The 15528-nt window shown below is 43.7% G+C and carries 16 protein-coding genes; 2 read left to right on the forward strand and 14 right to left on the reverse strand.

Annotated elements, in window-relative coordinates:
* Positions 1–47: 47 nt before the first annotated feature.
* Entirely contained in the window at positions 48–1289 is a 1242-nt protein-coding gene (locus tag IM792_RS16785; RefSeq protein WP_194103048.1) for a sensor histidine kinase, read from the forward strand.
* Between the two features lies 1 nt (position 1290).
* Entirely contained in the window at positions 1291–1983 is a 693-nt protein-coding gene (locus tag IM792_RS16790) for a LytTR family DNA-binding domain-containing protein (protein WP_194103049.1), read from the forward strand.
* Positions 1984–2076: 93 nt separating this feature from the next.
* On the opposite strand, the gene IM792_RS16795 is transcribed toward IM792_RS16790, so the two are convergent.
* From IM792_RS16795 to bamD, 14 genes are all read right to left on the reverse strand, one after another.
* A complete protein-coding gene (locus IM792_RS16795) occupies positions 2077–3696 on the reverse strand; it encodes an FAD-dependent monooxygenase (protein WP_194103050.1) in 1620 nt (539 codons plus the stop codon).
* Positions 3697–3702: 6 nt separating this feature from the next.
* Positions 3703–4410 carry an SAM-dependent methyltransferase gene (locus IM792_RS16800; RefSeq protein WP_194103051.1) on the reverse strand — a complete coding sequence of 236 codons (708 nt, stop codon included), beginning with the start codon at positions 4408–4410 and terminating at the stop codon, positions 3703–3705.
* Between the two features lie 45 nt (positions 4411–4455).
* Complete coding sequence (locus IM792_RS16805; RefSeq protein WP_194103052.1) at positions 4456–5049, reverse strand: hypothetical protein; 594 nt, start codon at positions 5047–5049, stop codon at positions 4456–4458.
* A 14-nt stretch (positions 5050–5063) separates the two neighbouring features.
* Positions 5064–5672: a hypothetical protein gene (locus IM792_RS16810; protein WP_194103053.1), complete on the reverse strand. Its 609-nt coding sequence runs from the start codon at positions 5670–5672 to the stop codon at positions 5064–5066.
* 27 nt (positions 5673–5699) lie between these two features.
* Complete coding sequence (locus IM792_RS16815) at positions 5700–6959, reverse strand: aminotransferase class I/II-fold pyridoxal phosphate-dependent enzyme (RefSeq protein ID WP_194103054.1); 1260 nt, start codon at positions 6957–6959, stop codon at positions 5700–5702.
* A 79-nt stretch (positions 6960–7038) separates the two neighbouring features.
* Positions 7039–7776 carry an acyl-CoA desaturase gene (locus tag IM792_RS16820; protein WP_194103055.1) on the reverse strand — a complete coding sequence of 246 codons (738 nt, stop codon included), beginning with the start codon at positions 7774–7776 and terminating at the stop codon, positions 7039–7041.
* A 159-nt stretch (positions 7777–7935) separates the two neighbouring features.
* On the reverse strand, positions 7936–8391 hold the full coding sequence (locus IM792_RS16825; protein ID WP_194103056.1) for a PA2169 family four-helix-bundle protein: 456 nt from the start codon (positions 8389–8391) through the stop codon (positions 7936–7938).
* Between the two features lie 83 nt (positions 8392–8474).
* Entirely contained in the window at positions 8475–10430 is a 1956-nt protein-coding gene (locus IM792_RS16830; RefSeq protein ID WP_194103057.1) for a M56 family metallopeptidase, read from the reverse strand.
* Positions 10431–10442: 12 nt separating this feature from the next.
* Positions 10443–10814 carry a BlaI/MecI/CopY family transcriptional regulator gene (locus IM792_RS16835; protein WP_194103058.1) on the reverse strand — a complete coding sequence of 124 codons (372 nt, stop codon included), beginning with the start codon at positions 10812–10814 and terminating at the stop codon, positions 10443–10445.
* Between the two features lie 145 nt (positions 10815–10959).
* A complete protein-coding gene (locus IM792_RS16840; protein ID WP_194103059.1) occupies positions 10960–11493 on the reverse strand; it encodes a hypothetical protein in 534 nt (177 codons plus the stop codon).
* A 21-nt stretch (positions 11494–11514) separates the two neighbouring features.
* Positions 11515–12405 (reverse strand): DUF4835 family protein, encoded by an 891-nt coding sequence (locus IM792_RS16845; protein ID WP_194103060.1) that lies wholly within the window; start codon positions 12403–12405, stop codon positions 11515–11517.
* Positions 12405–13607 (reverse strand): bifunctional phosphopantothenoylcysteine decarboxylase/phosphopantothenate--cysteine ligase CoaBC, encoded by a 1203-nt coding sequence (gene coaBC / locus IM792_RS16850; RefSeq protein WP_194103061.1) that lies wholly within the window; start codon positions 13605–13607, stop codon positions 12405–12407. The genes IM792_RS16845 and coaBC overlap by 1 nt, the downstream gene beginning before the upstream one ends.
* Positions 13608–13708: 101 nt before the next feature.
* Positions 13709–14053, reverse strand: a complete 345-nt coding sequence (locus IM792_RS16855; protein WP_194103062.1) for a DNA-directed RNA polymerase subunit omega — start codon at positions 14051–14053, stop codon at positions 13709–13711.
* Between the two features lie 7 nt (positions 14054–14060).
* On the reverse strand, positions 14061–14951 hold the full coding sequence (bamD, locus tag IM792_RS16860) for an outer membrane protein assembly factor BamD (RefSeq protein WP_255521515.1): 891 nt from the start codon (positions 14949–14951) through the stop codon (positions 14061–14063).
* Positions 14952–15528 lie beyond the last annotated feature (577 nt).

Genomic DNA, 15528 nt, shown 5'->3' on the forward strand with positions numbered 1-15528 from the left:
TATCGATACAATGTTACGTTGACAGTTATAAATGCTTTGCTTTGAATATGCTTCGCTTTAAATCATCAGTAATTATAACACATATAGCGGGGTGGCTGTTATTCATGGCCTTCCCGCTGCTTTTTTTAAACAACCACGGGCAAAGCTCAAACAATTTCGCCTTGCTTGCATTGCCGCAGTATTGGTTGTTTTGCGGTACGTTCATCGCCCTTTTTTACATTAACGCTTATTGGCTGCTGCCTTACTTTTTTTTAAGAAAGCGGTATTTTGATTATGGCATAGCCTTCGTGATACTGCTTAATGGCGTGTACTTTCTGCAACCTTTCGACAGGTTACTACGCCGGTCAGAACAGGAATATAATAAATTACAGGCCGGGCAAAATACAATGGATAACGGAGGGCCGCGGGGAGGTTTTGGTCCGCCACCCGGTGGAATGCCACCGCAAAGGCCGGATAGCTTGATGCGTAAACAACCTGATGGTATGCCTATGCGCCCGGATAGTTTGATGGGGCCACCGCCGGATGGCGCTATGCCGCCGCCTCAACAGGGTAACATGCCGGGGCAGTTTCGCGATCCGGGTAAAAAACCGCCGCGCAGGCATATTGATAGTAACAGCCTTTTTATCTTCCTGATGATCATGGCGCTGAGTACGGCCATGCGGATAATCCAACAATGGCTGCTTACCGAACAACGCGCTGCCAGGGCCGAGGCGGATAAGGCCAGTGCTGAGCTATCGTTCCTGAAAGCGCAGATCAACCCACACTTTTTGTTCAATACGCTTAATAATATTTACTCTCTGGCTATCATGAACAGTGAACATACGGCGCAAAGCATCATGAAACTATCAAACATAATGCGCTATGTTACTGATGATGTAACGGCCGATTTTGTACCCCTGCAACACGAAATTGACTGTATAGCCGACTACATCGAACTCCAAAAATTACGTGTAGGCCGAAATACGATGGTCAACTTTAAAGTAAACGGCAATACAAGCGCCAAAAAGATCACCCCATTAATGATGATGACCTTTGTGGAAAATGTATTTAAATACGGGGTGAGCAAAAACATAGCATCGGCCATTGATATACGTGTTGATGTGAGCGATGCCTCAATCAATTTTTATTGCCGCAACCAAATTTTTGGTGAGGCTATAAAGGAGCAGCGCAAAGGTGTCGGCATTAAAAATACCAGGCAAAGGCTGGAGCATTTGTACCCCGGCAAGCACCTGCTAACCATAACCGACCATGATGATTTTTATACCGTGAACCTCATAGTACAAAACTAATATGCTGAAATGTATTGCCATTGATGATGAGCCGCTGGCGCTTACGCTGATCAATACTTATGTATCGCGCATACCATCGCTGCAAATGCTGCACACGTTTGAGAATGCCATTGCGGGTGCTGAATATCTGCGTACCAATGAGGTCGACCTGCTTTTTATCGACATTAACATGCCCGATATTACCGGTATAGACCTGGTGCGATCACTGGAAAAGAAACCGATGGTGATATTTACCACGGCCTATAAAAACTTCGCTTATGAGGGTTTTGAGCTTGAAGCGATAGATTACTTATTAAAACCTATAGATTTTAACCGCTTTGCCAAAGCTGTTGATAAGGCTGTGGAATATCACGGCTATAAAAACAATGCAGGTACCCCGGCGCACGACGAAAGCATCTACGTTTACAGCGAATACCGCATGGTAAAGATCACCATTAGCGAGGTGGAATATCTGGAAAGCATGGAGGACTATGTAAAAATACACTTGGCTGATGGCAAAGTTATCCTCACCCTTATGCCCATGAAAAAGCTACTTGAAAAACTGCCTGCCGATAAATTTCGCCGTATACATCGCAGCTTCTCGGTAGCAGTAAACAAAGTAAGATCGATACAAGGGCGCAAGGTTTTTTTAAAGGATATATCGCTACCTATAAGTGATAGCCATGCTGATTTTATAAAGGAGTGGGCTAAGTAAGACCCCTCCTAAATCCTCCCCGAAAGGGAGGAATTTACTTGGTTATAGTTCTTTAGAGGAAATTAGGAGCGGGCTAAGTAAAATTCGGGTGATCTATTCCCTCCCTTGGGAGGGCAGGGAGGGGTTAAAATGGATTATATTCCTCAAATAATTATTCATCATATCAATATCCACCACATCGTTTATGTAGCCGATGTACATGTCGGGGCGTACTATGATGGCCTTTTTTTGTTCTTCCCTGATCTCAAAATGCTCAAATACTCCGAGGTTGTTTTTTGATGGGGGCAGATAGAACAGGTTGATAGCGCCATTATACTTTTGCGTGATCCATTTGGCGAGGGTGAAAATGTCGATCTCTTTGAATTTGCCCAGCACAAGTAGCGTAAAGCCCGGTTTACTGCACCAGGCATACAGGTCGGTTGGTTGTTGCGAGCGCTCGTCGAACACCTTAATATATGGCAACCTGTCCCCGGCCTTGATAGTTGAAAGCTGACTCAAATGTAAATTGATCCTGCTATCGCGATAGCTGATGTTTGTTTGTGATATAATGCGGAATAGCTTTTCCCTCAACGCCGGTTTACTCCATAGGTATTTTACAAGGTGTGGTAATATTGATCTTTTAAAGAACGAGGTCATCCACCCTGTTGAGGTGATAATGTTAAATGCCCTGTCGGTTGTGTTGAGTAACTGTTTGGCCACGGGCATGCGCTCGGCCTCGTAACTATCCAGTATGGAGGGGGCTATCTGGTTGTTTATTACGGCGGCAAGTTTCCAGGCCAGGTTGTAGGCATCCTGCAAACCGGTGTTCATGCCCTGCCCACCCACGGGTGAGTGCACATGCGCGGCATCGCCAATTAAAAAACAACGCTGCTGCCTAAACTGCGTCGCCATACGGTGATGCAGTTTATAAGTAGTGAACCAGTTGCAATGGCTAATACTGATGTTTTGCGAGGTCACTTTGTTTAGCGTGGGCAAAATATCATCCAGTTGCAGATCGTCGCGGTTTTCAAACTCTTGCGGTATATCGCCAATTATCCGGAAAGCCCCTGCTTCGGGCAAAGGGAAGAAAGCTGCCAGACCTGCTTTTTCCAGATAAAGCTGAATATGATTATCGGCCACACCATCCAGTTTTACATCGGCTAAATAAAACTTGTTGGGATAAGTATCGCCATTAAAGGTAATACCCATTTGCTTGCGCACTGTGCTGCCGGGCCCATCGGCACCGATCAGCCAATCGCAGGTCAGTGTATGTTCAGCACCATTTTCGCTTACAGTGACGGTGATTTTTTCGCTGTTTTGTTCAGCTTTTATAAGTGAGGTGTTCCAGTAAACGGGGCAGCAGGCGGTGGTGAGTTCATCAAGCAGCAGGCGTTCGTTTTTACTTTGGGGATAAAAGAGGATGAACGGAAAGCGGGTTTGTTTTTCGCCCACGCCTATAAACGAGAGTGATGCCAATGCCTCCCCATGCTGATTAAAGGTAATACCCTGTGCTGGTTTCCCTTCATCAAGCGCACGATCCACAATACCCATCTGTCGGTATATTTCAAGCGAACGGGCTTGTACGGCCAAAGCTTTGGTGTATCGGGTGGGGCCTGCCTTGCTATCAATAATTATAGGCTGAATGCCATAACGCAGTAATTGCGCCGCCATCATCAACCCCGAAGGGCCTGCCCCAAAAATTAAAACACTGGTATGCTGATGGCCGGCTATCATATCTGCTTAACGGAATAACAGGAAAATGGTTGGTCGTTTATGCAGGTCGGGTGGTTGTTTTTTCCAGTCGGCCAGCGTTTTGGTGGCTATCATTTCATCTGCCGCGGTTATGTTGCAGGCAATGCAGAGTTGCGTTTTAGGATTACCGCTCTTAAGTATTTCTTCCAGTAGTTGGTTGTTGCGAAAGGGCGTTTCAATAAATAACTGTGTTTGCTTAAAACGTTCGGCCTGCGCTTCCAGCTCTTTGATGCGTTTGCTGCGCTGCACCTTATCAATAGGTAAATAGCCATGAAAGGTAAAGCTTTGTCCGTTGAAGCCGGATGCCATCAGCGCCAATAAAATAGAGCTCGGCCCAACCAGCGGAATAACCTTTATGCCTTTTCGATGTGCTTCGGCAACTATCTCGGCACCGGGATCGGCTACGCCGGGGCAGCCCGCCTCGCTCATCAGGCCAACATCGTTACCGGCTAACAAGCCTTTAAAAAAGTCGTTATTCAGCTTATCGCGATTATGCTTGCCGTAATCATGAATAATAAGTTCGCTTTGTGGGGTTTTTAGTCCGGCCTCCTTTAAAAAGCGACGGGCGGTTTTTTCATTCTCCACAATATATTCCTTGATGCTGTTAATGGTATCAACAAGGTATGGCGTAAATGATTTGGCCGCGGCATCGTCGGCAAGGGGTACGGGTATTAAATAAAGCGTTCCTGCAGGCATAGTGCAAAAGTGGCTTTTTTTATTTAGAGTTTTGCCATATACACATCATTGCGCACCGAAGCTGTTTTCGTGCGTATTATCATACCCTATTGAATCGATCTTCCATTTGTCGATAAAAGTTAGGCTGAATAACATACAGATGTATGGACTAAGCTGATAGCTGATTATCGCTTTCCGGTAGATAGAAGCTATTTGATGTATTTTGCCATTATTCAAGCGGCTTAAAACTTCTTCGGGCTCAAAGGTGTCTAACACCATATTTATGTCCATCCCGTCAATTTTAATTAACTCACTCGTTGGCTTCATGCCCTCAAGCCTTGCATCTATCCACTTAAAATATTCACGATGAGTGTTGAGGTAAGCGAGTGTTACATAGCCACTATTATGCAGTTTAGATAAAAATCGCTCAACACCATCCCAGTCGATAGAAGTCCGAACAGTGCTATCGGGTGGGCCACCTTTAAGCAATCGTGTTGTGTCGACATCGCGCCGATTGAGCTTGTACCATTTCAAAAATCCCTGTACTGTGGCTAATATTTGCTGTTTGTTTACTTGTGGGTTGGTACTTGGCCTTTGCGCGTAACTGTTGTTAAGGTTAGTTAAGAAAAAGACAATGGTGATAAGGATGAGCTTTTTCATGATATGCTGATTATTTAATAGGCATCAACCAAACGCACAGCAAACTCGGCCAGATGTATGGCCTTTTGGCCGGATATAGGTTTGCGGTTGCCGATAATGAGGGTATGATCGGCTACTTCAATAATAAAATCATCTTCACGAATATCCATCACCGCGTTACGGAAATCACGGGTTATACCGGCAATGGCCTTGGGCTTATCATCAGCCAGTACATAAAAGGTGTTGCTAAAGGCCTTGTCCTCCTTAAAATCTATCTCCAGCGGAAACACCAGTTCAAAAAGCTTATCGGCAAAGGTTTCGCGCCTTATTTTAACGCGCCCCATATTTTGTTTCAGGTAAGCCAGCGCCCAGGTTTGGTTTTCGCGTTGTTCTGTAATTGCACCGGTAGCACTTTGGCTTTTGGTACAAACCTCAACAAAGAGTATATAGCAGCGGTCGTTCTCGGTATTGATCACGTAAGAGTTTTTTATCTCGAACGACGAATACTGCTTGAAAGCCTCAAAATTGTTCAACTGAAAATCAATATAACCGGTGGGTTCAATATCAAACTCCTGCTTTAGCAAATGGTAAGTATCGCTAAAGCTGTTGTTGTGTGATCCGGTAATGTCGGTTGTTATATCCATTCAGTTGAACAATTGATCGGGTTATTGTTAGCTCAATTTCTCCAAAGCCGCCTTAATGCGAGGGATGGTTAACTTAATATCCTCATTGGTAATAGTACCAACCGATGCACGGAACCAGGCCTCATCCTCACCGGTACCAAATGCCGAGAACGGCACCAATGCTATACCCGCGTTTGTGATCAGGTAAAAATTAATATCGGTAGCGGTTTCAAGCACCTTGCCTTCGGGCGTGGTTTTGCCTAAGTAATCAACCTTTATAGTAAGGTAGATGGCACCCATCGGCTCAATGGCATCCACACTAAAGCCTTCACTTTTTAATTGCTGAAAGCCCTGGTATAAGCTGGTGAGGCTGGCTTGTACATTACCTTTTATATCGGCAAGGTAAGTATCAACCGCGTTATCATCAGCCAAGAAATGGGCCATGGCAACCTGCTCGGCCTTTGGCGCCCAGGCACCCATGTGGCCAACAATAGCTTTCATGTTATTTACAATAGCCGCCGGGCCAAAGCCCCAGCCCACACGCACGCCGGTTGCCGCGAAACATTTTGAACCGCCATCAACAAATATAGTATAGTCGCGCAGTTCAGGGCGCAGGGTTACCGGGTTGTAGTGTTGGTGTTCGCCAAAGGTTAGTTGCGAGTATATCTGATCGTACAGAATGTACAACGGTTTTTCGCCTTCGGCACGGGTTTTATTTTCTTCGATCACCATGTCGCATATTTCTTCCAGCGATTCCTTGCTGAAGATGGTACCGGTAGGATTCAATGGCGAACATAAAGCCAGCAAAGCAGCGCCCTTAATATGCGGACGAAGCTCATCGGCCGTAGGCATAAAATTATTTTCGGGCAGGGTGGCTATCATTACTCCGTTGGCGGTAAGCAGATCGCAGTAGTGGTTATTGTTCCATGATGGGGTAGGGAATACTACCTTTTCGCCCGGATTAACAACTGCCAGGTAAATAGAGTAGATCAGCGGGCGCGAGCCTCCTGAGATAATGATCTCGTTAGCGGCAGCATATTCCAAACCGTAGCGCTCGCTCAAAAATTTTGATACGCTTTGGCGCAGATCCATCACACCATCAGCAGGCGGATAGTTGGTTTGGTTTTCGTTATAAGCCTCAACAATGCCTTGCTTTAGCTGGGCGGGTATAGGATATATGTTCGAGTCGAAATCGCCAATGGTTAGGTTGGCAATGTTTTCGCCGCGACGTTTTAATTCGTTTATTTCAGCAGCAATTTTAATGATCTCAGATCCGCGCAGGTTTTGCGCTAATAACGATGCACTCATAGTATAATAATTTAGAAACGTGGCAAATATAGGGTAAATAAAAAAGCGGTTGATTATTAGTCAACCGCTTTTTTTATGGTTAAGCCGGAACCGGCTTTCGTAGTTTTATTATCCTGACCCAATGCATCAGTTTCATTACGGGGTAAACCGGATCAACCTCAAACCATTTTGCACCAAAGTTGGCTTTGTTTGGGTGGCGGTGGTGATTGTTCTGGAATAATTCGCCAAGCATCAAAAAGTCAAACGGAGTTGAGTTTTTTGATTTATCACCATTATCAAAATTTGAATAACCGTATTTATGACCGCACCAGTTAACGATAGCACCATGTATAGGGCCCATTAAAAAGTGGATAGGCAGCAACAGGAACATCCACCACGCGGTAGCGAAGGTGATATAGAACCATGTGTAAAACGCCACAAAAAATAAGCGCGATACAAAGGTTGAGCCCCAGCGGTCAATCAATGTCCACTCCGGGCAGTAGCCGTTAAAACGGTGCTCCGGTTCTTTTAAACGCCTTACGTGTTCGCCATAAGTTTTTGAGGTGTAATACATCATCTGGAATACATCTCTGAAAAAGTGTGGCGAATGCGGATCTTTCTCGGTATCACTATAAGCATGATGCTCACGGTGCATCAAAGCATAAGCGCGCGGATTAAGGAACGATGAACCCTGGCATATAAATGTCAGAAAATGGAATATACGCTCATTGATCTTATGCGTGCTGAACATACGATGCGACGCATAGCGATGCAGGTAAAAGGTTTGAAAGAAAAGCGACAAAAACCAATGCGCTAAAAAGAAAATTAATATATACACGTATTGTTATTATGAATGAAAATGAACGGTTTAATACGCCGCAAAGTTACGGTTTATATCCGCGTGATTTTTAAATTATTCACTTTTATATTAACAGCAAAAAGACCGCTTTATTTTAGCTAAAGCGGTCTTTTTAGGCAATGCTTATAATAATTGTGTTTATACTGCACTATCGCGCAGGGCTTTTATCTTGTCGTGGCCCTCGTTTACTTTAGCTTGCTGATCGGCTAACACGGCGGCAATATCGTCCGGGTAAGCGTTTTCGGCAAGGGCGTCACGATATGCTTTTTTTATAGCATCCTCGCCACGTTCACACTCCTGCAAAATACTTTTGCGGTTGTGGCCGGTAAAGGTGGCCTTTACATCAAGCCAGGTGCGGTGCAGGGTACCGGTAACGGTGTTGCCAATATCCGGCTTTTCGCCCATCAGGGCTACGGCGGCTATAAGCTCCTGCACATTGGTGCGACTATCCTTTGCAAACAAGGTGAACAGGTTGCGCAGATCCTGGTCGTCGGCGCTCAGTTGTTTGCTTGCATGTTCAAAGCCGTTAATACGGTCGTTGTTTATTTGTATCAGGTCGTTGAGTATCTCAACTGATTTTTCTATAGTTTCCATAACACTCGTTTTAAAATGTATCGTAATGGTTAATTTAAATAACCTTTGGCGATATGTTTTGTTTTGAGTATTATGTATTTAGCTTAAAATTCAGGGCTAACCTTGTTATCAATATAATCTGATGTCTTGATACTGTCGCGTGTTTGTTCTTCAACGGCCTTTTTTAGTTTTTGCTGATAGGCATCACTTTTAATATACAGTTGTAATTTTTCGCTGGCTTTTTTCAATTCCTGCTGATGTAGCTTTAAGGTAGGGTTGTTTTGGTAGGTATTCATCTTTTGGCTTAGCAAGCGCATTTGGTCTGATTTTACCTTAAAGTTTTTCGACTGATAGGCCTGGCGCAGGCTATCACTTATGGAGCGCATAGCATCCTGTACATGGCGGAAATTTTCACCGTGATAATAATCACGCATTTTTTGGCTCAGATCGCGCATTTTTTCCTGCTCCAGCTTTAACTTGGGCGAATTGGTATAGGCAGATAACTCCTTGCTCAGCTTTTCAAGTTGCTTAGCCTGTTTCTCATAAGCCTCAGTGCCCCATTTTAGTTTCTCCAACTTTTTGCCTTCAACCTCCAGGCTTTTTTCCAGCTTTTTAAATTCCGGACTGTTAAAGTAAACATCCATGTTTTTGCCGAGCGCTTCCATTTCTTTGTTCAGCTTTTCCATTTCAGGGTTGTTGCTTAGCTTTTCCATTTCAATGCTCAGCTTCTCCTGCCTTTCGGTAAGAGCTTTTAGCTCTGGGCTGTTGTAGTAAGCTTCCAGCTCATTGCCGTTCTTCTCCAGTTCCTCGCCAATGCGTTTAAATTCCGCGCTTTCGTAAAACTTGCTGATAGCATCGCCATGTTTGCTTACTTCGGCACTCAGCTTTTCAAGTTCAGGGTCGTCGCTTATGATGACATTTTTGCCGTTTACATGTACCTTTTTACTTTTGGTTACCACCGGCTTCTTGGTTTTAACTACACGTTTTTTGGCAGGCACGGTATCGCCTAAAAGTTGCTGTACAAACTCGGGCTTATCAGTATTAAGGGTAAGCGTGTTGTTCTTTATTTGCGGATTGAACCAGGCTATGCTGCCCAGGCTAAAGGCAAATAGCAGCAGCGCGGCCAGGGTATGCCTTACATTTATGGTTAATTTTTTAGTTGTCATGATACGTTCTATTCTATTAAGTAATAAGTGTTTTTTGCCGGTTGCAGCCAGCGCTAATTGCAGGGTATTTTGTTTTTGTTGTTCAAGTTTTAATAGTGCGCGGGCATAAATAAGTGGTTCGCCGGTTATGGCTACCACCTCATCGTCGCAGCAGTTTTCGCGCTCGGTATTGATATGTCGGTTAATCAGTATAGCGAATGGATTATAAAACAGCATCACCCCGATGATCTGCTGGATCATGTTCAACAAATAATCGTTCCGTTTTATATGGGCAAGTTCGTGCAGCAATATGGCCTCAATTTCGGTGGCTGATAGGTTGGTTGATATACTTACCGGTAATAATATAATAGGTTTTAAATGGCCTATCATGCCCGGTACATCTATCATCTCACTAAAAAATACATTCACTTTTTTGCTGAGTTGTAATGAACCGCTTAGTTTGCCAATAGCATTGGTAAAGCCTGTTGCCTTAACCAATGAGCGTTTCACCTGCACTACATTGCGCCAGGCAAAGCACAGTTTAAGGCTGTTGAACAACAGACCGGCTATATATATTATAGCGATGTAAGGCAAATACTTTTCGAGCGTGTATTGGTATTGACGGTATGACTGCTCGGTAACATCCAGATATTTTGGCAGGTAAGGGATAATACCAACGGCTGGTCCGGCGCTTTGCCAGCTGATCTGGCTGGCCTCGTTGATCAACGTTACCAAAAACCATAGGCTTAGCGTGCCTAATGCCGCAAGGTTTATATTATGTTTTTTGGCTGATGTTAGGCCAGGCAACACTGCTAACAAAAAACGCAGGGCAAGGTAAACCAATAACCCCTGCCAAAGTGAGTGTATAATGGTTATCCCAAGTATCTGACTGATGTTTTGAACAAGCATTTCCATAATGTTCATGTTTTATTTTTCGAACTGATCGAGGTATTTCTTTATCGCGTCTATTTCTTCCTTTGATGTTTTGTGCTGACCAAGCGCCTGCATTACTAAATCAGACGCAGAACCCTTAAACACTGTTGCAATAAATTTATTTAAAGCGCTTTTTTGTGCATCCTCTCTGCTGATGGCCGCTTTGTACAAATGTGTTTTGGATGAAGTATCGCGCGATACCAAACCCTTTTCGTGCATAATCTGCATCAGCTTAAGGGTGGTGGTGTAGCCCGCATCCTTGCTTTTTGAAAGTTCATCGTGCACATCGCGAACGGTACATTCGCCTTTGGCCCATATCACTTGCAGTATTTCCAGTTCGCTTTCGGTTGGTTTAATATCACTCATTTCTTAATCTACGATTTTCTTCGTACAATTATATACGATAGTTTTCGTAAATACAAATAATAAATTTAATTTTTAATGTAAATGCCTCTTTTATAGTTTTAAAGAGGAGCGATATAAGGAGAAGTTTACAAATATCAAGGACTGGTCAGAGCTTCATAAAGCCATTGTCTTGCCTGTATTTTCGGGTATCAATTGCTATTTGTTTAAAATCAGGGTTCGAGTCTAATATCGATTTCAAGTCGTACACAAAAGAGGCTGGTTTATATTTCCGGTCTGTTTTCTTCTCGTGCTGTATGTTGTAATATTCGTCAACAATAATTTCAGAACGATGCTTGCCTTGTCTTGATATACTCACCCGGTAATCTGTAGAAGGAGTAACGATCATTGTACCATTAAAGCATACAAAATCTCCTTTGGTCTGTGCTATAAGGTTATTTTCGAAAGATCGTTTTATAGCATTTTCTTCCTGTTGCGAGAAATGTATTTTAATTGGTTTATTTGACTGTATTGTTGTCGCGGTATTGGTAGCAAAATTTACTATTATATCCGAGTCATAATTAAATAAAACGGTATACAGGTTTTTATTATATGCATGCTTATTGCTTTTGCGGGTATCTTGAAGAAAAGATACTGAAAGGAGGGATAAACATATCGCGAGCAATTTTATTGAAACACTCATATCATAATATGAAGTTAATTTTTACTTCAACGCATCGTACTTCAACCCGTTCGATGGGTCGGTTTGCATCAGTAGGTTATATGCGGCGGTGCGCTCTTGCTGGGGGGCTTTGCTGTAGATGGATACCAGCTCATTACTTTTGGTAGTATAAAACACCACCGGGAACATGGAGCCCAAACGTTTACGATCAACCGAAGCCAGCGATGGCAGCAACGCGTTAATAGCCTGGCGGCCTTTTACTACATTATCGGCCATCAGGTCGAGGCCGTTGCGGTGATAATCGTACATAAAGTTACGCAGATTAACATACAGGCGGCTGTTCAAATTCTCGGCCAGCCAGTAGCGGTTCAGGTTACTGTCAAACGCTTTCCACCCTCTAAAAGATGCCGTTTGGGCGTTCACCACAATATTTTGCGCGGCATTAAAAAATGCCGAACCACCCAATCTCGAAAAGCTATCGTAATCCATGCCTATTATCACATAAGCATAAAAGGCCATCACAGCACTCAGGTTGCTCTGAAAATTTTGATCGGTATAATCAATGGTTTGTCCCTCGGTGTAGGTAAAGTCGAAATCGCGGTCGTTTATATTAAGCAGGGTAGTGGTATACGCCGAATTATACACCGGTCTTGACGCCTGCACCTGCAATTCGCCACTAAAGTTACTGGCACCATCCCATGCGGTAACATTCAGGGTAAAGGTACAGTCAATACGCTCCTGCGGTAAAATGGCATCTGGGCTCCACTTGCGGCCATTCAAAAAATCGCGAATGGCGGTTTCAAGCACATCAAATATCCGCTTATTGGTAACCTGTATGGTTGGGGTAAGCACCTGTACACGCGCGTTCAAATCCTGCGCACGGGCAAACGTGCTCAAGCCTATCAGTATAATTATGTACAGGTATTTTCTCATTAATTATTCAGTAGTTCAATTAGTTTTTGGCTAATATCGGCAGCGACCTCGGTTTTGCTTTTCAGTTCGAAAAAGCTTTTGTTGAGTTGCCTGTCAATCATGGTTATTTTATTGGTATCACCCTTAAAGCCAGCGCCACTATCGTTTAGCGAATTTAATATAATTAGGTCGAGATTTTTCTTATTTAGTTTATCAATAGCATATTGTTCCTCATTCTCGGTTTCGAGGGCAAAGCCTATCAACACTTGCCCGGGGCGTTTCATCTCGCCCAGGGTTTTTAATATATCGGTAGTTTTTTTCAGGCCGATGTTGAGTGATGATTCCTGCTTCTTTATCTTTTGGGATGCCACTTCCACCGGCGTATAGTCGGCCACGGCGGCGCTCATTACACAGGCATCAGCATGCTGAAACTCGTACAAGCAGGCATCCAGCATCTCGGCCGCCGAATTTACATCTATACGGTTTATGCGACGGCTATCCGCAATTTGCGCGGTTGGCCCGGCTATAAGGGTAACTTCCGCGCCCAGGTCAGCCAGTCTATCCGCAATGGCGAACCCCATTTTACCCGATGAGTGGTTGCCAATAAACCGTACCGGGTCAATAGCCTCATAGGTTGGCCCCGCGGTAACCAATACTTTTTTGCCGATGAGCGGCATGGTTTTTTTAGCCTCGTCCTGTAATAAGGCAACTATCTCGTCCGGCTCGGCCATGCGGCCTTCGCCATATAGGCCACTGGCCAGTTCGCCTGTACCGGCGGGTATCAGTATATTACCGTATTCAATTAACTTGCTTACGTTGTTTTGCGTAGCCGGATGTTTCCACATATCCAAGTCCATCGCGGGAGCAAAATATACCGGGCACTTGGCCGAAAGGTAAACGGCTAACAACAAATTATCGCAAAGGCCATTGGACATTTTGGCGAGGGTGTTGGCTGTTGCGGGTGCTATCAGCATAACGTCAGCCCACAGGCCAAGGGCTACGTGGTTATCCCACTCGCCGCTTTCGGCATCAAAATATTGAATATGTACCGGGTTTTTTGATAGGGTAGATAGGGTAAGCGGCGTAATAAAGTTAGCAGCGTCGGGCGTCATCACCACCTTTACACAGGCACCTGCCTTAACCAGCAGGCGCACCAGTAAGGCCGATTTATAAGCGGCTATACTGCCGCACACGCCCACAATAATATTTTTATCTCTAAGCATTTATTTTCAGATGCCTGCCATAACATGATATTTGGCAGATCGGTATGCTGCAAAGATATATTATATAAAAAAAAATCCCCCTTTTCAGGAGGATCTCATTGTTATATTTCTTTAGCTTCCTTTGCAGGGTTGCGGAAGTAGATCTTGTCATCTAAAAACTCCTGAACAGCTACCAGGGTAGGTTTAGGTAATTTTTCGTAATGTTTTGATATCTCGATCTGCTCACGGTTCTCAAAAACTTCTTCCAGGTTATCATTTGATGACGCGAACTCAGATAGTTTTTGGTGCAATTCCTCTTTTATATTGTTCGAGATCTGGTTGGCTCTTTTGCCCATAATAACCAGCGACTCGTAAATGTTATCAGTTCCTTTATCAAGCTCACGCAGATCGCGGGTAACTGTGCTGCTCGCAACAGCGGGTTTATTATTATTGTTAACGGTACTCATATCTTTATTAATTTGTTAATTCCGGACTTTTATCTTTTATTGATGGTGGCTGCGCGCTAACGGTATCCTTAGTGGCCAGTTTTTTAGCCAGCTTAGCGTTTAACGATGCCTGTGCTACCAAACGCTTGGCACGTTCAATACCGGCCTCACTATCTTTAGCATACTCTTTAGCGTTTTTAACGTATTTGCTTTCCGGATGTTTCTCTACAAACTCATCCGCGTATTGTATAACCTCGTTGTAACGCTCCTCCTGCTTAAACTCGGTACTCTTATCGGCATATATATATTGTGCCCTTATGGTTAAAAACTCAAGTTCTTCACCATATTTAGTATCCGGGTAATCGCGCAGGGTATTATTGAAAGCAATAACCGCCGCCTGGTAATCACCTATAGTAAGGTAAAGCTTGGCGTTTTCATAAGCCTTTAGCTCCAGCTTATCGCGCAGGTTCTGTATCAGCTTACCGGCCTCAGCAACACGGTCGCTTTTTGGGTAAAGGTTGATGAACAACTGCAATGCCTCAATAGCCTTATTAGTATTATCCTGATCGAGCGAGTATATCGGCGAATCAAGGTAGTAACAGTAAGCCGACATAAAACGGCACTCCTCAGATCGTGTGCTTGATGGATAAGTATCAGCAAAGGTTTTAAAGTGGTAGCGTGCCGAAGTATAATCTCTCAGCTTATAGTTGGTGTAAGCGTAATAGTAAAACAAGTCCTCAGCTTCTGAGCGGCCACGGTAACGTTGTACCAGGTCATCAAAAAGCTCAAGCGCGCGGCTATAGTTCTTCTCGTTATAATAACGTAAAGCCTCTTTATATTTTTTAGCATTATCGTTACTGGCCTTCAACTTCTCGAACTTGCTTTTGCAACTGCCCAAAGCAAGCACTAAAACTGCCATAAGGCCACACAGTAACAATAGTTGTTTTTTAAACATTCTGCAAAGATAGTTAATATTATAAATCAGTCAATTATTTTATTCAGCGCGTAAATATATAACGGTGCTTTGTAACTAATGTTAATGCCCGCCTTGTTTAACATATTTTAACCTAATTTATTGTTTGTGCCGATGATGAGCCTATGGCTTATTTATATAGTATATGTATGTCGATAGTTTGGATTTAGGCCTTTTGCCATGCACACTACATATAATACTATCATTATGTATATGGGTTTATGTGGAGGTTGATGCGCTATACAAATCACTTCTCCCGAATGTTTGCCATTCGCTATAATTTTTTCCTCTTGATTTACAGCGTGTTTAAACATATAAGCAAGGAAAAGCTGGGTTGGTATTTGGATGAGAAGAAAAAGGATGTACCTTTGCAGCCGCTTTGAACGATAAAGCGGAGTTATTTGAAAGGATAGACAGGGGTAGAGTAGGGAGCGAAGGGAGCTGATATAGCGGCGACCGGAGCGACGGAAAGGGCGAGAAAAAAATAAAAAATATTTTTTGCCGGAGTGAAAGAAAAAGTGCT

The organism is Mucilaginibacter sp. JRF (assembly GCF_015223065.1).
In the GTDB taxonomy this organism is placed as follows: Bacteria; Bacteroidota; Bacteroidia; order Sphingobacteriales; family Sphingobacteriaceae; genus Mucilaginibacter.

Bases quoted from the DNA above. Each gene is read 5' to 3' on its own strand.
- coaBC (WP_194103061.1), bottom strand. From the start codon at position 13,607: ATGCTTAGAGATAAAAATATTATTGTGGGCGTGTGCGGCAGTATAGCC.
- IM792_RS16810 (WP_194103053.1), bottom strand. From the start codon at position 5,672: ATGGATATAACAACCGACATTACCGGATCACACAACAACAGCTTTAGC.
- IM792_RS16840 (WP_194103059.1), bottom strand. From the start codon at position 11,493: ATGAGTGTTTCAATAAAATTGCTCGCGATATGTTTATCCCTCCTTTCA.
- IM792_RS16815 (WP_194103054.1), bottom strand. From the start codon at position 6,959: ATGAGTGCATCGTTATTAGCGCAAAACCTGCGCGGATCTGAGATCATT.
- IM792_RS16825 (WP_194103056.1), bottom strand. From the start codon at position 8,391: ATGGAAACTATAGAAAAATCAGTTGAGATACTCAACGACCTGATACAA.
- IM792_RS16835 (WP_194103058.1), bottom strand. From the start codon at position 10,814: ATGAGTGATATTAAACCAACCGAAAGCGAACTGGAAATACTGCAAGTG.
- IM792_RS16785 (WP_194103048.1), top strand. From the start codon at position 48: ATGCTTCGCTTTAAATCATCAGTAATTATAACACATATAGCGGGGTGG.
- IM792_RS16805 (WP_194103052.1), bottom strand. From the start codon at position 5,049: ATGAAAAAGCTCATCCTTATCACCATTGTCTTTTTCTTAACTAACCTT.
- IM792_RS16800 (WP_194103051.1), bottom strand. From the start codon at position 4,410: ATGCCTGCAGGAACGCTTTATTTAATACCCGTACCCCTTGCCGACGAT.
- IM792_RS16790 (WP_194103049.1), top strand. From the start codon at position 1,291: ATGCTGAAATGTATTGCCATTGATGATGAGCCGCTGGCGCTTACGCTG.
- IM792_RS16845 (WP_194103060.1), bottom strand. From the start codon at position 12,405: ATGAGAAAATACCTGTACATAATTATACTGATAGGCTTGAGCACGTTT.
- IM792_RS16855 (WP_194103062.1), bottom strand. From the start codon at position 14,053: ATGAGTACCGTTAACAATAATAATAAACCCGCTGTTGCGAGCAGCACA.
- IM792_RS16830 (WP_194103057.1), bottom strand. From the start codon at position 10,430: ATGGAAATGCTTGTTCAAAACATCAGTCAGATACTTGGGATAACCATT.
- bamD (WP_255521515.1), bottom strand. From the start codon at position 14,951: ATGGCAGTTTTAGTGCTTGCTTTGGGCAGTTGCAAAAGCAAGTTCGAG.
- IM792_RS16795 (WP_194103050.1), bottom strand. From the start codon at position 3,696: ATGATAGCCGGCCATCAGCATACCAGTGTTTTAATTTTTGGGGCAGGC.